The following is a 21,125-nucleotide window of genomic DNA, read 5'->3' as shown; positions in this document are numbered from 1 at the left end:
GCTCCCTCGCCACAAAGGCTTTGACAAGGAATCCTTCGATGTTGCCCCTCTACAAAACCATCCCATCCCCCGTCGGCCAACTGATCCTCGTCGCCCGGGAGACGAGGCTGGCGGCCATCCTGTGGGAAAACGAGCGGCTCAATCGGGTGCGCCTGGGGCCTTTGGAAGAGGACATCCGGCATCCGGTCCTCAAGGAAACCGAACGTCAGCTGCTGGAATACTTCGCCGGCCAGCGCCGTCGTTTCGAGCTGGAACTGGATTTTGCCGGCACTGACTTTCAGGTCCGGGTCTGGCAGGCCCTGTTGACCATCCCCTTCGGTGAAACCCGCAGCTACCGAGACGTCGCCCTCCAGATCGGCCAACCCACAGCGGTCCGGGCGGTCGGCGCCGCCAATGGCCGCAACCCTATCTCGATCATCGCCCCGTGCCACCGCGTCATCGGCAGCTCCGGCAGCCTTACCGGCTTCGCTGGCGGCCTGGCAGCCAAACAGTTCCTGCTCAGCCTCGAAGGCCAGGAGAGCCTGCAACTACCGTTCTGACCTGATACAGGGATTGGGGGGATGCAAAATTTATAGTCAGACCAACACAACTGTGGGAGCGGGCTTGCTCGCGAAAGCGGAGTGTCAGCTTGCATAGATACAGTTTGTACCACCGCCTTCGCGAGCAAGCCCGCTCCCACATCTAATGTCCGGTATTTTCAGGCTGACGGAGATTTGGGAGGGCACATACGCGTCGGCGGCAGGCCGTTGGCGTTGTGCTGGTAGATCTGCGCGGGCTGGCCTTGTTCGTTGAAGAACACCTGGCCGATGCCTGCGCTGTTCCACAACCGCTCTCCCGCTTCAGCGTGTTCCGGGGTGTGGGGGACGATGCGCATGCTGCGGCGCTTGGTGAACCAGTTCAGGGGCGAGCGCGGCGAGTAGAGCCAGCGGTTCAGGCGGTCGAACCATTCCAGCAGCACCGGTGGGAATTCATTCTTGATGCCGCTGCTGGTGATCTGCCAAATGCGCGGGCCGCCCTTGCGGTGTGGGATCAGCACCTCGTAGACGAAGGAATAATGCACATCCCCCGACAGCACCACGTAGTTACCGGGTGTACGCGAGTGTCGGAAAATATTCAGGATCACCTGGGCAGCGCCGCGATGGGCCATCCAGTTTTCCGCATCCACCAGCAACGGATAACCGCACCAACTGAACACCCGCTGCACGGTCTCGATCAGCTTCACGCCGAAGATCGGTGCCGGCGAGACGATGATTGCCGAGGGGTGATCCAGCAGATCCTGTTGCAACTCGCTCAGGGCTTCCCAGTCCAGCAGGCCGGAAGGTTGCTTGAGGTTGTTCTCGCTGCGCCAGCGGCGGGTACGGGTGTCGAGCACCACCAGGGCCGGGGTGCTTGGCAGCACGTAATGCCAGCGCTGGAAACCCAGCAGGGTGTCGATCAGTTGGTCCTGTGGCGCGCTGTCGAGGTAGCGGTCCCGGGCGGTGTCGCTCAGGGCCAGGGTTTGCGCTAGCACATCAGCAAAGGCATCCGGATTATTCCCCCAGCCCTGGCAGAGCATGTAGGCGATCAAGGCGTTGCCGATGATGCGTTTGGAGAACGGATGGCCGTAGGCCGTTTCTTCCCACTGCGCGGACAGGTTCCAGTCATCGGTGATGTCGTGGTCATCGAAAATCATCAGGCACGACAAGTGCGCAAACACCCGTGCCACGCCACCCAGCCCGGTCTTGAACGCATCGATGCGCTGCTGTTCCAGGTCGTAGCGCTGGCGCCGTTCGACGGTCAGTTCGGGCGGTTGAACAGTGATCAGCGTCCAGGGCACCGGCGACCACACCAGCAGGTACATCGCCATGACCTCGGCGAAGGTCACCAGGTGATTATCAGCGCTGCTGCTGGTGAAGATCGGCTTGCGCGCCCCGCCAAAAAAGCGCTCGCGCAGGGTTTCGTTGCTTTCCAGGGCCGGTAGCAAATCGGCCCGATGGTAATAGCTGGCCGGGTGTTGATAGAGCTTGGCGCTGTCTTCCACCACGGCGCCGTCCAGGCGCTCCTCGAACAGCCCCAGGTGTTCGATCAGCCCGTGAATCGCCCGCAGCATGGGCCCGGCGACGTCGTCGGCATACACCTGGTCGCCGCTCATCATCAACAGCGCCGGGCGTTGCCCCGGGTCTTGCGCCAACAATCGGTCAACACACAGCAGGCCGTCGTTGGCCGGGTAGTGGGGTTTGCGGCAGGAACCGTGGACCAATTGCTCGATGCGCGAATGCAACATGAAGTTCGGGCACTGTGCCCCGTCATACAACAGGTGCGGCGCCCATTCGGCGATAGGCGAGCCCTCTACCAGCAGGTCGTAGTCAATCGCTACGTCCTGGGGCAGGGGCGTGTCGAGCGTCACGTCGATCAGGTGCACAAAAGCGTGTTGCCCCACCGGCACCACGGTGCAACGCGACGCATCCAGCGTCAGGTCGCCGACCCCGTCAATGCGCAGCGTCAAGGCCAACGCTCGCGTGCCCACCAGCCACATCACCAGGCGCGCAGGTTCCAGCCGCCGTAACAGCGGGCCGACCAGGACGGGTGGGAGGGTAGAGGTGATGTCTGGGGTGGACGACAGCATTAGCGAAAAAAGCCTCTATTCAGGGAGAGGCGGGGATCATAGCGCAATGTGCTTTGCAACTGGGGAGGGTTGGATTGAAGTGGGGGAATTGCGCTCTTGTGGCGAGGGAGCTTGCTCCCGCTGGGGTGCGAAGCACCCCCAAAACCTGACACCACGGTGTGTCAGGCAAACATTGGGGGGCTGCTGCGCAGCCCAGCGGGAGCAAGCTCCCTCGCCACAGAGAGTGTTGAGCCGTGAGCGTTCCCGGCCCTTCATGCAATTACTGCGCGACGTTGGAAGCCTGCGCCGCCTTGATCAAATCCGCCCCGATGTCCTTTTCAAACTTCGCCCACACCGGTTTCATCTTGTCGCGCCAGGCGCTGCGTTCCTGGGGCGTGAGGGCAATGATCTCGGTGGTCTTGGCGTCCAGGACTTTTTGTTTGTCCTGCTGGTTGAATCGTTCCGCTTCCTGGTTGGCATAGGCCGTGGATTCGACGACGATCTTCTCCAGTTCGCTGCGGATGTCCGGCGCCAGGCCGTTCCAGAAGTCCGACGTGGTGATCAACATGTAGTCGAGAATGCCGTGGTTGGACTCGGTGACGTATTTCTGCACTTCATTGAGTTTCTGGTTGTAGAAGTTCGAATAGGTGTTTTCCGTGCCATGGACCAAACCGGTGCGCAGCCCCTGGTACACCACCGAGAAAATCATCGGCTGCGCTTTGGCGCCCACCGCCTTGAATTGTTCGTCCAGCACGGCGGAAGTCTGTATCCGGAAGGTCAGGCCACGGGCATCCTCCGGGGTGCGTAATGGCTTGTTGGCCGACAGGTGCTTCATGCCGTTGTGCCAATAGGCCAGGCCGGTGACGTTCTTGCTTTCCATGGACCTGAGTAGCTTCTGGCCCTCGGGGCTCTGCTGGAAACGGTCCACGGCAGCGATGTCATCGAATAGAAACGGCAAGTCGAACAACTGCACGGTCCGCGTGTATTGATCAAACTTGGCCAGCGACCGCGCAATGATCTGCACTTCCCCCAGGAGCAAGGCTTCCATCTCCTTGTCATCGCCGTACAGCGTGGAGTTGGGGTACACCTCGACCTTCACCTTGCCCGGCAATCGCTCCTCCGCCAGCTTCTTGAACATCAACGCCCCTTGGCCCTTGGGCGTTTGGTCGCCGACCACGTGGGAGAATTTGATGACGATCGGCTCGGTCGCCATGACCGTTCCCCACGCGCCGAAAGCCAGGGCGCAGGCGAGGGCTTTCCATAGAGGTTTGAGCATTCAAGAGGTCCTTTTTTTGGTCTGGAGGCAAAGGGCCGACAGATCGGCCCGATACCTCCATGGCAAGGCAAATCATCCTTTGCCCGCCACAGAGTGTTTGCCGGGTTTAACTCATCCCCAACCAATTCGGCAGCGCCAGGGAAATCCACGGCACATAGGTAATCAGCACCAGGAACGCCAACAGGATCATCAACCACGGCATCGCCGCACGGATCGTGGCAGGCAGGGACATGCCGGTCACCGCCGAGGTGACGAACAGGTTCAGCCCCACCGGCGGCGTGATCAGGCCGATCTCCAGGTTCACCACCATGATGATGCCCAGGTGAATCGGGTCGATGCCCAGCTTCATGGCGATGGGGAACAGGATCGGCGCCAGGATCAGGATGATCGCCGAAGGCTCCATGAACGCGCCGGCAATCAGCAGCACGATGTTCACCACCAACAGGAAGGTCACCGGCGTCAACCCGGCTTCGATCACCCAGGCGGTGATTTGCTGCGGCAGTTGCTCGGTGGTCAGCACGTGGGCGAAGAGCATGGCGTTGGCGATAATGAACATCAGCATGATGCTCAGCTTGGCCGACTCCAGCAGCACTTTCGGCGTCTCGCGGAACGTGAGGTCCTTGTAGACGAACAACGCGATGAACGCCGAATACACCGCCGCCACCGCTGCCGCTTCGGTGGGGGTGAACATCCCGGAATAGATCCCGCCGAGGATGATGACCATCAGCAACAGGCCCCAGATGGCCTTGCGCGCGGTGGTCAACCATTCGCGGAACGTGGCGCGGGGCAGGGCCGGCAGGTTTTTCTTCACGGCGACGATGTAGATCGCCACCATCAGGAACAAACCCAACAGCAAGCCCGGGATGACGCCGGCCATGAACAACTTGCCCACCGAGGTTTCGGTCGCCGCGGCATACACCACCATCACGATCGACGGCGGAATCAGGATGCCCAGGGTCCCGGCATTACACACGATGCCGGCGCCAAACGCCTGTGGATAACCCGAGCGCACCATCCCGGCAATGGCGATGGAACCCACCGCTGCCACCGTTGCGGGGCTGGAGCCCGACAACGCCGCAAACAGCATGCAAGCCAGCACTGCTGCAATCGCCAGGCCCCCGCGGATATGCCCGACGCAGGCGTTGGCAAAGTCGATCAACCGTCGCGCCACGCCGCCCGTGGTCATGAACGCACCGGCCAGCAGGAAGAACGGAATCGCCAGCAACGTGTAGTGCTCGGAGGTTTCGAACAGCTTGATCGCCAGGGAGCGCACCGAGTCGGGGCTGAAGAAAATGATGGTCAGCGATCCCGCCAGTCCCAACGAAATGGCAATGGGCACGCCGATAAACATCAGCACGAACAGTGCGATGAACAGGAAGGCAATGGTCATGGCTTGTCTTCCTCGTGTTCGGTCAATTTGATGGCTTCGGCCGCTTCATCGGCCAGGCCCAGGCCGGTCTGGCGGTTCATCAGGATGCGCACGAGAATTTCCGCGAAACGAATGAACACCAGCGCGAACCCCACCGGTACGATCAGCCCTATATGCCATTGCATGATGCCGAAATGGCCAAGGTCTTCGGCACCGATCTCGGCAATCATCAAGGTGTTGATCCATTCGTAACTCGCCACCGCCAGCAGGCCGGCGTAGGCGAGGCAGCACAGGCAGGCGATGACGCCAATGAAGCGCTGCACCGGCTTGCTCGCCAGCTTCACCAGCGCATCGACGCCGATATGCCCGGCGGTGCGCACGCCATACGACAGGCCGAAGAAAATCAGCCAGCCAAACAGCGCCTTGGTCAGCGATGTGCTCCATGTCATCGCCTGGGCCATGCCCATGATGTTGTCGCCGATGGCGAACATCGGTTCGCTGGCGGCAGGCCAGTGGTCGCCGAGGCTGTAGAAAACTGAATAAAGGTTGTTGAGGACCACGTAGACGAACGTGACGAGCGTCATGGCGGCCAGAAGGAAAGCAATGAAACCTTCCTCGAAGTGTTCCCAGGTGCGCCGAAGGGCGTTCATGGATGACATCTCCTGTGGGGGGACGACAGACCGGCACCGCCAGGGCGGCGGTACCGGCCAACCAATCACTGGGCTTTGTTGGAGGCTTCGGCGGCTTTGATCAGGTCAGCTCCGATATCGCCTTCGAACTTCTTCCACACCGGTTTCATCTTGTCGCGCCATTCGCCGCGTTCTTCTGGCGTCAGGGTGATGATCTCGGTGGTCTTGGCGTCGAGGATGCGTTGTTTGTCGTGCTCGTTCAGCTGCGCCGCCTCTTTGTTCACATGGGCGGTGACTTCTACCAGGATCTTGTCCAGTTCAGTGCGGATGTCCGGCGGCAGGCCGCTCCAGAACTTGGTATTGGTGATCAGCATGTAGTCGAGCAAACCGTGGTTGGACTCGGTGATGTACTTTTGCACTTCATGCATTTTCTGGCTGTAGATGTTCGAGTACGGGTTTTCCGCACCGTTGACCACGCCGGTCTGCAAGCCTTGGTACACCTCGGCGAAACTCATCTTGCGCGGGTTGGCGTTCACCGCCTTGAATTGCTCTTCCAGCACGGCCGATGCCTGTACGCGGAACTTCAAGCCACGGGCATCCTTGGGTTCACGCAACGGCTTGTTTGCCGACAACTGCTTCATGCCGTTGTGCCAATAGGCCAGGCCGGTGATGTTCTTGCTTTCCATGGACTTGAGCAGCTTCTGGCCTTCAGGGCTCAACTGGAAGCGGTCCACAGCGGAAATGTCATCGAACAGAAACGGCAAGTCGAACAACTGCACCGTCTTGGTGTATTGCTCGAACTTGGCCAGCGACGGCGCAATCATCTGCACGTCACCCAACAGCAAGGCCTCCATTTCCTTGCCGTCGCCGAACAGTGAAGAGTTGGGGTAGACCTCGACCTTCACTTTGCCTGGCAGCCGTTCTTCCACCAACTTCTTGAACAGCAGTGCGCCTTGGCCTTTTGGTGTTTGTTCGGCGACCACATGGGAGAACTTGATCACCACCGGATCTGCCGCCATGGCCGTGCTCATCGCACTCAGGGCCAACGTGCAAGCGAGCGCTTTCCAGATAGGTTTGAACATTACGGGCTTTCCTCTTGTTTTTAGTATTTTCGTGCGGGCTCATTCAAAACACGGCACGGCGGAACAATGATGAGTCTAGGCAGAAAAACAACTTGTCGGGGGCGGTTAACGGGAAAAACCGTCCTTTGGCTGTAAGTCTCGACAGGTTGCGCTAGAGCCTTCCTTGCGTCGGGCTGAAACGTCACAAACAGTCATTTCGACTGGTTTCAGTCAGCAATCGTGCCTGGGGCAGGAAACCATAAAGGAGCGGTGATGGCTACTGGCTTTCAACCTGGCGCCAGTGCTCAATGCATCCATGGGGCGAGGGGGCTGCCAGGCTATGTGTTCAGGGGAGCATTCGGCCTGGAACGTCCGGAGCAAGTTCTCTCTGCGACCACCACCGACCACCCTGTGGGAGCGAGCCTGCTCGCGAAGACATCGGCACAGCCAACATCACCGACTCAGACAGACCGCCTTCGCGAGCAGGCTCGCTCCCACAGTTTTTGATCCCGGGTGTTCATGGATTCTGCGACCACCACCGACCACCCTGTGGGAGCGGGCTTGCTCGCGAATGCGGCGGCCGATCCAACATCACTGTCTCAGACAGATCGCCATCGCGAGCAGGCTCGCTCCCACAGTTTTTGATCCCGGGTGTTCATGGATTCTGCGCCCACCACCGCCCACCCTGTGGGAGCGAGCCTGCTCGCGATAGCGGCGGCCTATCCAACATCACTGTCTCAGACAGACCGCCTTCGCGAGCAAGCCCGCTCCCACAGTTTTTATCCTCCTGCCATCGTGGCCTGCCTGCGGCGAGTCGTATCTTTTTCGTCTCGTGGTATGACGACATTTTCGATGCTGCTCAAGAAAAATAACCTCCTTTCGCTAGTCATTCCTCTGCTCTCCCTATTTTTATTGATTCTGTGGGTTGACAGCTCACACGAAACGTCAGAATAATCCGTGGCGTTGTATGACGACATACAAATAAACAATAACAACAGGGTGCTCCCTCTATGCGAATCACAGGCGTTCACGTCGAAGTCTTCTCCACACCGTCGCGCCGTGCCCAGGACAGTGCCGGTCACGCCCATCCGGGTGATGAGGTCATGATCAAGATGGCCTTGCTGCGAATCGGCTGCGACGATGGCTCCGAGGGTTATGCCTTTGGCCCGCCTGAGTTGATTCGTCCGCACATCATCGAATCCTTCGTGCGCAAAGTGCTGATCGGCCGCGATCCGATGGACCGTGAAAGCATCTGGCAAGACCTGGCGCACTGGCAGCGGGGCAGTGCCGGGCAGTTCACCGACCGGGCGCTGGCGTTGGTGGAACAAGCGTTGTGGGACCTGGCCGGGCGCAAGCTCAAGTTGCCGGTGCATAAATTGATTGGCGGTTATCGCGACAAGGTCCCGGCGTACGGTTCGACGATGTGCGGCGATGACTTGCCAGGTGGTTTGTCGACGCCGGACGAGTACGGCCAGTTCGCCGAGAAGCTGGTCCTGCGCGGCTACAAGGCCATCAAGTTGCACACCTGGATGCCACCGATCTCCTTTGCGCCGAATCCGCAAATGGACATCCAGGCCTGCGCCGCGGTGCGTGAGGCAGTAGGCCCGGACATCGCGTTGATGCTCGACGGTTACCACTGGTACAGCCGCATGGACGCCTTGACCATCGGCAAGGCACTGCAGAAGCTGAATTTCGCCTGGTTCGAAGAACCCATGATGGAAGACTCGGCGGAGTCCTATGCCTGGCTGGCCGCCAACCTGGACATCCCGGTGCTGGGCCCGGAGAGCATCGCCGGCAAGTTCCACAGCCGCGCCAGTTGGGTGACCCAGAAGTCCTGTGACATCCTGCGCGCCGGCGTGGCCGGGGTCGGCGGTATCGGGCCGTGCCTGAAGGTGGCGCACCTGGCCGAGTCGTTCGGCATGGATTGCGAGGTCCATGGCAATGGCGCGGCGAACCTGGCGGTGGTCGGGGCGATCAGCAATTGCCGCTGGTACGAACGCGGCCTGCTGCACCCGTTCCTCGACTATGAAGAGGTCCCGGCGCATCTCAACAGCATCGTCGACCCCATGGACGCCGACGGTTTTGTGCATCTATCCGACCGGCCGGGCTTGGGCGAGGACATCAACTTCGCGTATATCGAGGCCAACACCTTGTCCCGACATTGAGTCTGTTCCACGCCTGAGGCCGATGACGGCCCGGGCGACAAGTCTTTATAAATATAAGAAAGGACTGAACCATGAATCTCTGGCCCAAGCGCCTGACCAGGCTGCTGTGTGTCACCGTGGCCCTGTGCGCAGTGCAGGTGCCCGTCAGCCTGGCCCAAGGCGAAACGCCCCCCGACCAATTGGTGGTGGGCATGAGCATGATCAACCTGTTGTCCCTGGACCCTGCCGCGGCGACGGGCCTGGAGGTCGCGGAGGTCAACGCCAACGTCTATGACATGCTCCTGGAACAGGACGCGGCGCAGCCGGACACGCTGATTCCAGCCCTGGCGAAAACCTGGGACATCAGCCCCGACCGCACGCGCCTGACCTTCCAATTGCGCGACGACGTTCGGTTTCACTCGGGTGCGCCCCTGACCGCCCAAGACGTCGCCTGGTCGTTGCAGCGCGTCGTCACCCTCAACCGCGCCCTGGCCTCCACCTGGAAGGCCTACGGTTTCACCGCCGACAACGTGGTCAAACTGATGCGCGCCGAAGGGCCGCACACCTTTGTGATGGAGTTGCCACGGGTCACCGACCCGATGCTGGTGCTCAACACCCTGGCGACCTCACCCAGCGCCTTCATCATCGATCGCAGCATCGCTTTGCAGCATCAGGTCGGCGACGACCAGGGCGCGGCGTGGCTGGCGACGCACACGGCTGGGTCCGGCGCGTTCAAGCTCGACATCTGGCGGGCCAACGATGTGATCCTGATGAGCCGCAATGACGACTATTGGCGCGGCGCGCCGAAGTTGCGCCGGGTGATCATGCGCAACATGACCGAGTCCCAGGCCCTGCGCCTGATGGTCGAGCGCGGTGACCTGGACGTCGCCCGCGGCATGGCGGCCACTGACATCAAGGCCTTGGGCAAGGTCGACGAAGTGCGCATCCAGAGCATCGCCCGCGGCACGCTGTACTACGTGGCGATGAGCATGCAGCAACCGCTGTTCCAGGACATCCGCGTGCGCCAGGCCGTCCGCCTGCTGATCGACTACCAAGGCATCAACGACGTGGTCATGCCGCACTACGGCGTGATCAACCAACGGCCCTTGCAGTTGGGACTGCCGGCTCGCCTCGACGACCCGGGTTATCGCCTGGACGTGGCCGAGGCCAAGCGTCTGCTGGCGGCGGCCGGGCATGCCGAAGGCTTCAAGGTGACGATTCGTTCACTGACCGATCCGCCATTCATCAACATCGCCACCAGCCTGCAAGCGACGCTGGCCCAGGCGGGGATCCAGGCGACGATCATCACCGGCACCGGCAACCAGATCTATGGGGCGATGCGCGACCGTCAGTTCGACATCCTCGTCGGTCGTGGTGGTGGTGGGGCGGAGCGGCATCCCCATTCGAGCCTGCGGGCCCTGGTGTACAACCCGGACAACCGCAGCGAAGCCAAGCTGAGCAACTTCCAGGGCTGGCGCACCTCGTTCTTCGACCCGCAGCTCAATCAACTGATCGAGCAGGCCGAGCGCGAGCGTGACCCCGAGCGTCAGCGGGAAATCTATGCACAGATCCAGACCCTCTACGACCAACAGGCCGGGGCGATCATGCCGGTCTCGCAGATGGTGGACGAAGTGGTGATCCACGCGGATGTGCGCAACTACATCGGCCACACCGCCGCGACCACGCGTCTTCGCGACGTCTACAAGCAGCGCTGAAATCGACGGCCACAGGGCCAAGGCAGGAATGAACATGTCGACTGCATCCTTTTCAATCTGGACCACCCGGGCCGCTTCGGCGACCCGGCGCGGCGGCTCGGTGGCGGTGACGCTGCTGGGGTTGCTGCTGCTGACTTTCTTTATTGGGCGGGTGATGCCCCTGGACCCGGTGCTGGCCATCGTCGGCCCGGACGCCGACGCCTCGGCCTACGCCCAGGTGTACAAGGAACTGGGCCTGGACAAGCCATTGTGGACCCAGTTCGCGATTTACCTCGGCGACCTGCTGCACGGTGACTTCGGCATGGCCTTGCTGACCGGCAATCCGGTCATCACTGACATCGCCCGGGTCTTCCCGGCTACGTTGGAACTGGCCACGCTCGCCATCCTGTTCGGCGTGTTGGCGGGTTTGCCGCTGGGTGTCTACGCGGCAACCCATCAGGGCCGTGCCGGCGACCATGTCGCGCGGCTGATCACCCTGTTCGGTTACTCCACGCCGATTTTCTGGATCGGCATGATGGCCTTCCTGGTGTTCTACGCCTGGCTGGGTTGGGCCGGCGGCGTCGGGCGCATCGGCCTGGCCTATGACGGGTTGATTCCGAAACACACCGGGCTGTTGCTGATCGACACCGCCTGGTCCGGCGAGTGGGAAGCCTTTCGCAGTGCGCTGCGGCACATCCTGTTGCCGGCGGTGATTCTCAGCTTCAACTCGGTCGCCTACATCAGCCGCATGACTCGCAGCTTCATGCTCGAGCAACTGTCCCAGGAATACATCATCACTGCTCGGGTCAAGGGCTTGTCCCAGCGCCGCATCGTCTGGGGCCATGCCTTCGGCAACATCCGCGTGCAGCTGTTGACCATCGTCGCCCTGGCCTATGGCGGCCTGCTGGAAGGCGCGGTTTTGATCGAAACCGTGTTCGCCTGGCCCGGTTTCGGCCAGTACCTGACGAGCAGTTTGTTGCTCGGCGACATGAACGCGGTGATGGCCTGCGTGCTGTTGATCGGCCTCATCTTCGTGACGCTGAACCTGATCAGCGATGCGCTGTACAAGATCTTCGACCCGAGGACTCGCTAATGAACCTGCCTCTTGCTTCCAGCGCCACTGGCAGCGCTACGTTGCCGGCTTCCAGCACGGCGGCGATGGTCGCCAGCACCTTGCGCCTGTTGCGGTTTTTGCTGCGCAACCCGATGACCTTCGCCGGCCTGATCGTCGTCGCGACCCTGATGCTGGTCGCCATCTTCGCCCCCTGGATCGCCGGCCACGACCCGCTGTTGCAGAACCTCGCCGGTGCCTTGCAGGCACCCAGCAGCGCGCACTGGTTCGGCACTGACGAATACGGTCGCGATGTGTTCGCGCGGTTGGTGTATGGCTCGCGCATCACCCTGTACATCGTCTTGCTGGTGACGGTGATCGTCGGCCCCATCGGCCTGTTGGTCGGCACGGTTTCCGGTTACTTCGGCGGTTGGGTCGACAGCCTGTTCATGCGCATCACCGACATCTTCATCTCGTTCCCCAGCCTGGTCCTGGCGCTGGCGTTCATCGCGGCCCTCGGCCCGGGCCTGGAGCATGCGGTGATCGCCATCGCACTCACTGCCTGGCCGCCGATTGCCCGGCTCGCCCGCGCCGAAACCCTGCCGCTGCGCAACGCCGACTTCGTCGTCGCGGTGCAGCTCCAGGGCGCGTCGAGCACCCGGATCATCCTGCGCCACATAATCCCGATGTGCCTGTCGTCGGTGATCATCCGCCTGACCATGAACATGGCGAGCATCATCCTCACCGCCGCCGCCCTGGGCTTTCTCGGCCTCGGCGCCCAGGCACCGTTGCCGGAGTGGGGCGCGATGATCTCCACCGGGCGCCGCTACATGCTCGAAAGCTGGTGGCTGGTGGCAGCACCCGGTGCGGCGATCATGCTGGTCAGCCTGGCCTTCAACCTGTTGGGCGACGGCTTGCGCGACGTCCTCGACCCCCGCAGCCAATCCTGAGGAACCGGCCATGACTGAGATAAAACTTGCGGTACAGGATTTGTGCGTTGAGTTTCGCAACGCAGGCAAAACCTCCCTGGCAGTGCGTGATGTGTCGTTCAACTTGGGACGGGAAAAGCTCGCCATTGTCGGCGAGTCCGGTTCGGGCAAATCCACCGTTGGCCGCAGCCTTTTACGCCTGCATCCGCCGACGGCGCGGGTCACCGCCAAGACCTTGCGTTTCGCCGATATCGACCTGTTGGCCGCCAGCGAAAAGCAGATCCAGGCGATTCGCGGCGCACGCATGTCGATGATCATGCAAGACCCCAAATACTCGCTGAACCCGGTGGTGCGGGTCGGCGAGCAAATCGCCGAGGCGTACCTGGCCCATCACAAGGTGCCCCATCGCGAAGCCCGCGAGCGGGCGCTGGACATGCTCGCCAAGGTGCACATTCGCGATCCCCGGCGGGTCTATGACCTGTACCCCCACGAGGTTTCGGGCGGCATGGGCCAGCGGATCATGATCGCCATGATGGTGATCACCGATCCCCAGGTGATCATCGCCGACGAACCCACGTCGGCGCTGGATGTGTCGGTGCGCCGACAAGTGCTCAACGTGCTGGAGGAGTTGGTCAGCGAGCGTGACCTGGGGCTGATTTTCATCAGCCACGACCTGAACCTGGTGCGGCATTTCTGTGACCGCGTGCTGGTGATGTACGCCGGGCGCGTGGTCGAGTCGATTGCCGCCGCCGACCTGGACCACGCCACCCATCCCTACACCCAAGGCCTGCTGGCCGCACTGCCAAGCCTGGACCATCGGCGCGCCACGCTGCCGGTGCTGCAGCGCGACCCCCACTGGTTGAATGCTTGAGGAGCCTGTCATGAGCATGATTGAAATAGCCGGCCTGAACCTCAGTTTTGGCACCGGCGCGGCACTGAACGCGGTATTGCACGACGTCGATTTGAGCGTGGCCGAAGGCGAGGCATTCGGTTTGGTGGGGGAGTCCGGTTCGGGCAAGACCACCGTGCTGCGCTGCCTGGCCGGGCAGTACCAGCACTGGACGGGACGGCTGCACGTCGCGGGTCAGGCGGTGACGCGCAAGTTGCCGCTGAACCACTACCGCACCGTGCAGATGGTTTTCCAGGACCCGTATGCCTCGTTGCATCCGCGCTACACCATCGATGCCGCGTTGCAGGAACCGCTGCGCATCCATGGCATCGACGGGCGTGCCCAGAAGGTCAGCGAGATCTTGCGCAAGGTCGGCTTGAACGACAGCTTTCGCTTCCGTTATCCGCACCAGTTGTCCGGTGGCCAGCGCCAACGGGTGGCGATTGCCCGGGCGCTGATCCTGCGTCCCCGGGTGCTGTTGCTGGACGAGCCGACCTCAGCGCTGGACGTCTCGGTGCAGGCGGAAATCCTCAACCTGCTGGCCGACTTGCGCCGCCAGGAAGGATTGACCTACCTGATGGTCACCCACGACTTGGCGGTGGTGGCGCATCTGTGTGATCGGCTGGCGGTGATGCAGCAGGGCCGGGTGGTGGAGACGCTCGACAGTCATCTGCTGGCGAGCGATGGCGCCACCCATGCGTACACCCGTTTGCTGGTGCAAGCCAGCCGCGACATACAGCGAATACCTATCGCTGTCTGAGGTAACTGTTTCGTAGCACGTGTTTTAACCCGAAGAAGACGTTGAACCGCAGGTTTCAATGCCGCGCACGCGCTCGCCTGTGATTTGGCGTTCAACCCAACTAAATCATTCAACTAACAAGAATAAAAAACATGAAAAAGACACTCGTCGCGCTGTCCCTCGCTTCCTTGTTCACTTCCATTGTTGCCGTGGCCGACACCGGTTATATCAACGTACGCCACCAGTATGCGGAACAAACCCGCATGCACGCCGACCGCGCCAAATTCGGTATGCGGCTGGACAACGGCGTGGGATTGGAAGGTGAACTCAAATACAAGACTGCTGGCGATCGCGAAGACGTCGCCTTCGACAACACCGTTGGCAGCGGCCATGAATTCACCGTCAACTACCAGCACAAGATCGATGATCGCTGGACACTGACGCCCTCGTTCGCCATGGAAAGCGATGAGGAATCCACCACCTACAAGCTGGGCATGCGCCTGGGCTACAAGATCACCAAGGAGCTGAGCATCGCCGGACGCTACCGTTACGATTCCTCCAAGCTCGACCGCGACAAGATCGACCGTGACGTACCGGACAACGGTCAGGACGATCAGAAGATCCATCGCTACGACGTGTACATCAACTACGCCAACCAAGGGCCGTGGGCGTACGAATATCAACTGACGTACTTCGATGCCAACTACATCCGTTATAACGGCGGCACCGACGACTATGAGCAGAATGCCGTGGTCAAGTACAAGTGGGACAAACGCTGGGCGCCGTTTTTTGAAGTGGGTGATATCAAAGTCAACTCCGTCGACAATGATCGCCAACTGCGCCTGCGGGTGGGTATTCAATACAACTTTTTCTGAGTTGTGGAGCGGGCCTACAGACAGCACTGCTGATTCAAGGAATAGATGAACCTGTGGCGAGGGAGCTTGCTCCCGCTGGGCTGCGCAGCAGTCCTTCTTTGTGGGCGCTTCGCGCCCAAGCGGGAGCAAGCTCCCTCGCCACAGGGCCTATGGACGCTTATTCGTTGTAGAACGCCTGGCGCTGCTGGGTTTCGCACAAGCGCATGCGGCTGTTGCTTAGGTGCAGGTACATGGCCGCCCGCGCCGCGTCGACATTGCCGCTGGCGATGGCGTCGAAGATCTGCTGGTGTTCGGCATTGATCCCCTGAAGATAAGCACTGCGGTCACTTTGCCCGGAATAGGCGGAGTTCATGCGGGTACGTGGGATCAGCTTCGTGCCCAGGTGCTTCATGATGTCGATCAGGTAGTAATTGCCGGCGGCCTTGGCGATTTTCAGATGGAACTGGAAATCGGCATTGATGGTGGTGCCGGACTTTTCCGGCCCTTGCAGCAACGCCTCCAGCGCCTGGGCCAGTTCCGCAAGGGCTTCGGGGGTTGCGCGTTGGGCCGCCATGCCCGCGGTCTGGACTTCCAGGCTCAGGCGAAACTCCAACAGGTTGAGCACATCCGACAACGTCGCAATGGTCGCGGGCCCCAAGGTGAAGCCCTCTGGTGCCGGCATGTCGAGGACAAAAGTGCCGACGCCATGGCGCGTTTCCACCAGCCCCGCCGCCTGCAACCGCGACAGCGCTTCACGCACCACCGAACGACTGACGCCTTCGGCCTCCATGATATGCACTTCGGTGGGGAGCTTTTCGCCGCACTTGAGAATGCCGTCGCGCATGCGCTGGGCAAAGCGGTCGACCAGGGTTTCGGCGAGGCGGCGTGGCTTGTTCAGTGGAGATAACGCTTGATCCGTCATCGGCGTGCTCTAGTGTGATCAGCGGGCATTATAGTGAGTTTTAGCGCAAGGTCGCGGCTATAATGCCGCGATCGTCTGGCTTTAATGGAAAGGTGCAATGGACCGTGTCACACCCGATCGACGCCTGAGCATGACCCAGCAACTGGTGGTCGACCTGACGCAGCAGATACTGGCCGGCGAGTTGCCCGCAGGCAGCAAGTTACCCACCGAACAAGTCATCATCAAGGAACGCGGCGTCAGCCGGACAGTCGTCCGCGAAGCCATGTCGCGACTCCAGGCCGAAGGCTTGGTGGAAACCCGTCATGGCATCGGCACCTTCGTGGTGGACACCGCCCGCCCCGGTGATTTTCAGGGCAGCAAACACGTCAAGGGCGGCGCCTACGATGCGCTGGCCGTCATCGAATTGCGCCTGAGCCTGGAAGTGGAAGCCGCCGGCATCGCCGCCCAACGCGCCACGCCGGAGCAGTTGCAGGCGATGCGCGAAGTGCTCGACGCATCGAATGCGGTTGACCCAACGGATGACGAAAGCGCCCGGCTCGATTTCGAATTTCACCGGCAAATCGCCCAGTGCACCGGCAACAGCTTTTTCATCGACGTCATGGCCCATGTGGGCAATACGCTGATCGCTGTCGTGCAACAGGCTGGACCGGCGGTGACCGGTGAAAATCGGGCGTTGGTGGTGCGTGAGCGCGAGCAGATCTACGCGGCGTTGGCGCGGCATGACGGGGAAGCCGCACGGGCGTCGATGCGGTTGCATTTGATCAACATGCAGCAGCGGGTCCAGGGTGCGGTCGAGTCGACCGCGCAATAACCCCACCACAGATCCTGTGGGAGCGAGCTTGCTCGCGAAGACGGCAGCAGATTCAACATCACCGGCCCAGACATACCGCCTTCGCGAGCAAGCTCGCTCCCACAGTTTTTGATTGCGGCTGTTCACAAATTCGGCGTCCGCCAGAGATCCCCTGTGGGAGCGAGCTTGCTCGCGAAGACGTCGGTACAGCCAACATCACCGGCCCAGACCGACCGCCTTCGCGAGCAAGCCCGCTCCCACAGGGGCAGCATCCGCCCGTTGAAGCTCAGGGCTCCAGCGCTGGTCCCTTCAACTCGATCTGGTTGCCATCGGGATCAAAGCAATAGATCGACCAGCCCTTGCCCTCCGCACCGTAGCGCATCTGCGCTTTCTCAACGGTCAGGCCGGCTGAGTTCAAATGCGCAAGAAGGGCGGGTTCATCAAACGGCTCGATACGCAGGCAGAGGTGATCGACATTGTGCCCCTGCTTACCCGCCGCCGGCCCGCCCTGGCGACCGAGCGGCCCGTCGACAGCCACCAAATCAATCATCGAAACACCGGTGCCCAGATGAAGCATGCCAAGATCGTCCCGACGCTTCTTGAGCTCGCAACCGAGCACCGACGTATAAAAAGCGAGGCTGCGCTCAAGGTCCTTTACGCGCAGGACGATGTGGTCGATACGTTGAATCGTGAAGTTCTTCATACAGGCCTCATATGCTCAGTGATGGACGCCACGGGTTACTTCACCTTAGCCATTCATGCTGGATTGTCATCTCAACAACTGCCTCTATGAAAGCGAGCCTGCTCGCGATAGCGGATTCACATTCAACCCAATTGGCAGTTGATACATCGCCATCGCGAGCAAGCTCACTCCCACAGCTAGATCGTGGATTCAAACCTTCGCAGGGTTCTGCTTGTGCGGATCGATTCCGTACAGCGTGATCGCCTCGATGACCTTATCCCGTGGTATTTCTCCGTCATCGGCCAGCGCCTTCAACGCCGCCAACGCAATGAAGTGGCGATCCACTTCAAAGAACCGGCGCAGCGATTCGCGGGTGTCCGATTGACCGAAACCGTCGGTGCCCAAGGCCACGAAACGTCGTTGGGGCACGAACGGACGGATCTGGTCGGCGAATATTTTCATGTAGTCGGTCGCGACCACCACCGGGCCCTGTGTGTCCTGCAGGCAACTTTCCACGTAACCGATACGCGGCGCATGTTCGGGATGCAGCAGGTTCCAGCGTTCGGCGTCCTGGCCGTCCCGACGCAGTTCGGTCAGGCTGGTGACGCTCCAGACTTCGCTACTGACACCAAAATCCCGTTCCAGCAACTGCGCGGCGGCGACAACTTCCTGCAAGATCGACCCACAGCCCATCAGTTGTACATGTTTGCCTTCGACGGGCTGCGCAGGGGCTGAGAGCCGGTACATGCCTTTAAGAATGCCTTGCTCGACGCCCTCGGGCATCTGCGGGTGGGCGTAGTTTTCGTTGAGCAGGGTGATGTAGTAATAGATGTCCTCGTCTTCGACATACATCCGCCGCATGCCATCCTGGATGATCACCGCCAATTCGTAGGCGTAAGTCGGGTCGTAGGACACGCAGCAAGGAATGGTCGAGGACAGCACATGGCTGTGACCGTCGTCATGTTGCAAGCCTTCACCCATCAGCGTGGTCCGGCCGGAGGTGGCGCCGAGCAGGAAACCCCGGGCGCGGGCATCGCCTGCGGCCCAGGCGAGATCGCCGACGCGCTGGAAGCCGAACATCGAATAGAAGATGTAGAACGGCACCGTCATCACACCATGGGTGCTATAGGAAGTGCTCGCTGCGATCCAGGAAGAAATCCCGCCGGATTCGTTCAACCCTTCCTGCATGATCTGGCCGTCCCGGGCTTCCTTGTAATAGCTCAGCTGGCCGGCGTCCTGAGGCGTGTACAACTGGCCAACGTGGGAGTGGATGCCGATCTGGCGGAACAGGCTTTCCATGCCGAAGGTGCGTGATTCGTCCGGGACGATCGGCACGATCAGCTTGCCGATGTTCGGGTCCTTGAGCAGCGTGCCGAGAATGCGCACGAAGGCCATGGTCGTCGAAATCGCTCGCTCGCCGGTGCCTTTGAGCTGCGTGTCCAAAGCCGACAAGGGTGGAACCTGCAATGGCGCCACGGCGTTGAAACGTGCCGGGATGTAGCCGCCCAGTTGGGTGCGCCTGGCTTGCAGGTAAAGGGCTTCGACGCTGTCTGCTGCCGGCTTGAGATAAGGCATGTCGCCCAACTGGTCGTCGGTGAGTTCCAGTGCGAACCGATCGCGGAACGCCTTGACCGCGTCGTCGCCCATTTTCTTGAGCTGATGATTGATGTTCTGGCCTTCGCCGGCTTCACCCATGCCGAAACCCTTCACGGTCTTCGCCAGGATGACGGTCGGCCCGCCGGTATGGCGCATGGCGGCGGCATAGGCGTTGTAGACCTTTTCCGGGTCGTGGCCGCCGCGGGACAGCTTCCAGATGTCATCGTCGCTCAGGTCGCTGACCAGCTCCAGCAATTCAGGGTACTTGCCAAAGAAGTGTTCGCGCACATAGGCGCCGTTCTGGGATTTGTAGTTCTGGTAGTCGCCGTCCACGCACTCCATCATCCGCTGGCGCAGCAGGCCGCTCTTGTCCTTCTCCAACAGCGTGTCCCAGCCGCTGCCCCAGATCACCTTGATCACATTCCAGCCGGCCGCGCGGTACAGGCTTTCAAACTCCTGGATCACCTTGCTGTTGCCACGCACCGGCCCGTCCAAGCGCTGCAAGTTGCAGTTGACGACAAAGATGATGTTGTCGAGCTTCTCCCGGCCTGCCAGGGAAATCGCCGCCAGCGACTCGGGCTGGTCCATCTCACCGTCACCGAGGAACGCCCAGACTTTACGGCCCTGATGATCCTTCAGCCCGCGATCTTCCAGATAACGCATGAACCTTGCCTGGTACGCGGCGGTGATCGGCCCGAGCCCCATGGAGACTGTCGGGAATTGCCAGAAGTCCGGCATGAGCCTTGGGTGTGGGTAGGATGAAACGCCATCGCGATCAGTCTCGCGGCGGAAGTTGTCCAGCTGTGCTTCGCTCAGACGACCTTCCAGATAAGCGCGTGCATAGATGCCGGGTGAAGAGTGGCCCTGGATGTAAACCATGTCACCTGCGAACTGCCCGGTGCGGCCCCGAAAAAAATGTTCGAAGCCGACGTCATACAAAACCGCTGCCGACGCATAGGACGCGATATGCCCACCCACGTTCGAATGCTTGCCGGCGCGCAGCACCATGGCCAGTGCGTTCCAACGGATATAGGCGTTGATTCTGCGTTCCACGGTCACGTCGCCGGGATAAGGCTGCTGGCGCTCGACCGGGATCGTATTGACGTAGGGCGTCGTCACGCGACCGTAGAAGTCACCGTGGCGGTTGGCGTCGAAATCAAGCATCTGGTCGATCAGGTAATGAGCCCGAGGGCGCCCTTCGACGCTTGCCACCGACTCGATGGATTCGAGCCATTCGCGAGTCTCTTGTGGATCCTCGTCGAGAAACAGGGATTGTTGTGCCATCGTTGTCGTCTCCTGGACAATGCTGCAGCACCGAGTCGTTTGGTGCCTGACTAAGGGGCGTGGGTAGACGCCAACCTTCTGGAATTTGTAGTTGCATTTGCAACTACGAGCGAGAACTTAGCCTGCCGCGCGCTACAATTGCAACTAAATCGACTTCACCAAAAAGGTGCTGCATGTCTTCAAGCGAGCCGGATACCTGGTTCAGATTCGTCAGGGCCCACCGTTGCCTGATCCGCGAAATCGAGCGCCGGCTAGCCGCCGCCGGGCTGCCTGCCTACGCCTGGTACGACGCGTTATGGGGCTTGGAAAGCGGCCCCGACGGCACACGGCGCATGAGCGAACTGGCTGATGTCATGGCCATCGAACGCTACAACCTCACCCGCCTGGTGGACCGCTTGGAGGCTGAAGGTCTGGTCATCCGCAGCCGCGCCAGCGATGACGGTCGAGGTGCGTATGCCGCCATTACCGAGAGCGGGAAAGTGCTGCGCAAGAAAATGTGGAAAATATACGAAGGAGCGGTGGACGAATTATTCCTGTCGCAGTTCGACGACGACCAGCAACGGGTCTTCAGCGAAGCGCTGGAGCGTGCCGCCCATGCGGCGCGCAGCAGTGGGAAAGCGGGGTAGGGGACG

Annotated in this window: 18 protein-coding genes; 10 read left to right on the top strand and 8 right to left on the bottom strand. The window is 61.0% G+C overall.

Annotation, left to right across the window (positions count from 1 at the left end; translation table 11 throughout):
- The first annotated feature begins 38 nt into the window (after positions 1-38).
- On the top strand, positions 39-539 hold the full coding sequence (locus tag M1D99_RS25145) for a methylated-DNA--[protein]-cysteine S-methyltransferase (protein WP_186708910.1): 501 nt from the start codon (positions 39-41) through the stop codon (positions 537-539).
- A gap of 158 nt (positions 540-697) precedes the next feature.
- On the opposite strand, the gene M1D99_RS25140 is transcribed toward M1D99_RS25145, so the two are convergent.
- The 5 genes from M1D99_RS25140 to dctP all read right to left on the bottom strand — a co-directional run bounded on the left by M1D99_RS25140 (position 698) and on the right by dctP (position 6,940).
- A complete protein-coding gene (locus tag M1D99_RS25140; protein WP_434572287.1) occupies positions 698-2,605 on the bottom strand; it encodes an alkaline phosphatase D family protein in 1,908 nt (635 codons plus the stop codon).
- Positions 2,606-2,864: 259 nt separating this feature from the next.
- Entirely contained in the window at positions 2,865-3,860 is a 996-nt protein-coding gene (locus tag M1D99_RS25135) for a TRAP transporter substrate-binding protein (RefSeq protein WP_458130936.1), read from the bottom strand.
- Positions 3,861-3,966: 106 nt separating this feature from the next.
- Positions 3,967-5,250 (bottom strand): C4-dicarboxylate TRAP transporter large permease protein DctM, encoded by a 1,284-nt coding sequence (dctM, locus tag M1D99_RS25130; RefSeq protein WP_434572283.1) that lies wholly within the window; start codon positions 5,248-5,250, stop codon positions 3,967-3,969.
- Positions 5,247-5,879, bottom strand: a complete 633-nt coding sequence (locus M1D99_RS25125; RefSeq protein WP_186708931.1) for a TRAP transporter small permease — start codon at positions 5,877-5,879, stop codon at positions 5,247-5,249. Before M1D99_RS25125 ends, dctM begins: the two co-directional genes overlap by 4 nt.
- Positions 5,880-5,944: 65 nt before the next feature.
- A complete protein-coding gene (dctP, locus tag M1D99_RS25120; RefSeq protein WP_186708933.1) occupies positions 5,945-6,940 on the bottom strand; it encodes a C4-dicarboxylate TRAP substrate-binding protein DctP in 996 nt (331 codons plus the stop codon).
- Between the two features lie 989 nt (positions 6,941-7,929).
- On the opposite strand from dctP, the gene M1D99_RS25115 reads away from it, so the two are divergent.
- From M1D99_RS25115 to M1D99_RS25085, 7 genes are all read left to right on the top strand, one after another.
- The gene (locus M1D99_RS25115) at positions 7,930-9,084 is read left to right on the top strand and encodes a mandelate racemase family protein (RefSeq protein WP_434572280.1); all 1,155 of its coding nucleotides are present in this window, start codon (positions 7,930-7,932) and stop codon (positions 9,082-9,084) included.
- Positions 9,085-9,155: 71 nt separating this feature from the next.
- Positions 9,156-10,778: an ABC transporter substrate-binding protein gene (locus M1D99_RS25110; RefSeq protein WP_434572278.1), complete on the top strand. Its 1,623-nt coding sequence runs from the start codon at positions 9,156-9,158 to the stop codon at positions 10,776-10,778.
- Positions 10,779-10,812: 34 nt separating this feature from the next.
- Entirely contained in the window at positions 10,813-11,850 is a 1,038-nt protein-coding gene (locus M1D99_RS25105) for an ABC transporter permease (RefSeq protein ID WP_018614070.1), read from the top strand.
- Positions 11,850-12,758, top strand: a complete 909-nt coding sequence (locus tag M1D99_RS25100) for an ABC transporter permease (RefSeq protein WP_458130935.1) — start codon at positions 11,850-11,852, stop codon at positions 12,756-12,758. Before M1D99_RS25105 ends, M1D99_RS25100 begins: the two co-directional genes overlap by 1 nt.
- Positions 12,759-12,768: 10 nt before the next feature.
- A complete protein-coding gene (locus M1D99_RS25095; RefSeq protein ID WP_434572274.1) occupies positions 12,769-13,608 on the top strand; it encodes an ABC transporter ATP-binding protein in 840 nt (279 codons plus the stop codon).
- A 10-nt stretch (positions 13,609-13,618) separates the two neighbouring features.
- On the top strand, positions 13,619-14,386 hold the full coding sequence (locus M1D99_RS25090) for an ABC transporter ATP-binding protein (RefSeq protein WP_186730871.1): 768 nt from the start codon (positions 13,619-13,621) through the stop codon (positions 14,384-14,386).
- A gap of 131 nt (positions 14,387-14,517) precedes the next feature.
- Positions 14,518-15,240, top strand: coding sequence for an oligogalacturonate-specific porin KdgM family protein (locus M1D99_RS25085; protein WP_458130934.1), 723 nt, complete (start codon positions 14,518-14,520; stop codon positions 15,238-15,240).
- A gap of 157 nt (positions 15,241-15,397) precedes the next feature.
- Here the strand turns inward: M1D99_RS25085 and M1D99_RS25080 are convergent, their stop codons facing one another.
- Positions 15,398-16,141: a FadR/GntR family transcriptional regulator gene (locus M1D99_RS25080; protein ID WP_458130933.1), complete on the bottom strand. Its 744-nt coding sequence runs from the start codon at positions 16,139-16,141 to the stop codon at positions 15,398-15,400.
- A gap of 97 nt (positions 16,142-16,238) precedes the next feature.
- On the opposite strand from M1D99_RS25080, the gene M1D99_RS25075 reads away from it, so the two are divergent.
- Positions 16,239-16,952, top strand: a complete 714-nt coding sequence (locus tag M1D99_RS25075; RefSeq protein ID WP_458130932.1) for a FadR/GntR family transcriptional regulator — start codon at positions 16,239-16,241, stop codon at positions 16,950-16,952.
- Between the two features lie 265 nt (positions 16,953-17,217).
- Here the strand turns inward: M1D99_RS25075 and M1D99_RS25070 are convergent, their stop codons facing one another.
- Complete coding sequence (locus M1D99_RS25070) at positions 17,218-17,634, bottom strand: VOC family protein (RefSeq protein WP_411386516.1); 417 nt, start codon at positions 17,632-17,634, stop codon at positions 17,218-17,220.
- Positions 17,635-17,823: 189 nt separating this feature from the next.
- Complete coding sequence (gene aceE, locus M1D99_RS25065; protein ID WP_458130931.1) at positions 17,824-20,493, bottom strand: pyruvate dehydrogenase (acetyl-transferring), homodimeric type; 2,670 nt, start codon at positions 20,491-20,493, stop codon at positions 17,824-17,826.
- A 173-nt stretch (positions 20,494-20,666) separates the two neighbouring features.
- On the opposite strand from aceE, the gene M1D99_RS25060 reads away from it, so the two are divergent.
- The gene (locus M1D99_RS25060; RefSeq protein ID WP_434572264.1) at positions 20,667-21,119 is read left to right on the top strand and encodes a MarR family winged helix-turn-helix transcriptional regulator; all 453 of its coding nucleotides are present in this window, start codon (positions 20,667-20,669) and stop codon (positions 21,117-21,119) included.
- Positions 21,120-21,125 lie beyond the last annotated feature (6 nt).

Source organism: Pseudomonas sp. R3-41 (assembly GCF_054161485.1).
The sequence above is the reverse complement of the archived record's forward strand: the minus strand, read 5'-3'. Positions and strand labels throughout refer to the sequence as shown.

Excerpts from the sequence above, each read along its gene's own strand:
- M1D99_RS25115 (WP_434572280.1), top strand. The coding sequence starts at position 7,930 with ATGCGAATCACAGGCGTTCACGTCGAAGTCTTCTCCACACCGTCGCGC.
- M1D99_RS25090 (WP_186730871.1), top strand. The coding sequence starts at position 13,619 with ATGAGCATGATTGAAATAGCCGGCCTGAACCTCAGTTTTGGCACCGGC.
- M1D99_RS25075 (WP_458130932.1), top strand. The coding sequence starts at position 16,239 with ATGGACCGTGTCACACCCGATCGACGCCTGAGCATGACCCAGCAACTG.
- aceE (WP_458130931.1), bottom strand. The coding sequence starts at position 20,493 with ATGGCACAACAATCCCTGTTTCTCGACGAGGATCCACAAGAGACTCGC.
- M1D99_RS25140 (WP_434572287.1), bottom strand. The coding sequence starts at position 2,605 with ATGCTGTCGTCCACCCCAGACATCACCTCTACCCTCCCACCCGTCCTG.
- M1D99_RS25135 (WP_458130936.1), bottom strand. The coding sequence starts at position 3,860 with ATGCTCAAACCTCTATGGAAAGCCCTCGCCTGCGCCCTGGCTTTCGGC.
- M1D99_RS25080 (WP_458130933.1), bottom strand. The coding sequence starts at position 16,141 with ATGACGGATCAAGCGTTATCTCCACTGAACAAGCCACGCCGCCTCGCC.
- M1D99_RS25110 (WP_434572278.1), top strand. The coding sequence starts at position 9,156 with ATGAATCTCTGGCCCAAGCGCCTGACCAGGCTGCTGTGTGTCACCGTG.
- M1D99_RS25070 (WP_411386516.1), bottom strand. The coding sequence starts at position 17,634 with ATGAAGAACTTCACGATTCAACGTATCGACCACATCGTCCTGCGCGTA.
- M1D99_RS25125 (WP_186708931.1), bottom strand. The coding sequence starts at position 5,879 with ATGAACGCCCTTCGGCGCACCTGGGAACACTTCGAGGAAGGTTTCATT.
- M1D99_RS25100 (WP_458130935.1), top strand. The coding sequence starts at position 11,850 with ATGAACCTGCCTCTTGCTTCCAGCGCCACTGGCAGCGCTACGTTGCCG.
- dctM (WP_434572283.1), bottom strand. The coding sequence starts at position 5,250 with ATGACCATTGCCTTCCTGTTCATCGCACTGTTCGTGCTGATGTTTATC.
- M1D99_RS25095 (WP_434572274.1), top strand. The coding sequence starts at position 12,769 with ATGACTGAGATAAAACTTGCGGTACAGGATTTGTGCGTTGAGTTTCGC.
- M1D99_RS25060 (WP_434572264.1), top strand. The coding sequence starts at position 20,667 with ATGTCTTCAAGCGAGCCGGATACCTGGTTCAGATTCGTCAGGGCCCAC.
- M1D99_RS25105 (WP_018614070.1), top strand. The coding sequence starts at position 10,813 with ATGTCGACTGCATCCTTTTCAATCTGGACCACCCGGGCCGCTTCGGCG.
- M1D99_RS25145 (WP_186708910.1), top strand. The coding sequence starts at position 39 with ATGTTGCCCCTCTACAAAACCATCCCATCCCCCGTCGGCCAACTGATC.
- dctP (WP_186708933.1), bottom strand. The coding sequence starts at position 6,940 with ATGTTCAAACCTATCTGGAAAGCGCTCGCTTGCACGTTGGCCCTGAGT.
- M1D99_RS25085 (WP_458130934.1), top strand. The coding sequence starts at position 14,518 with ATGAAAAAGACACTCGTCGCGCTGTCCCTCGCTTCCTTGTTCACTTCC.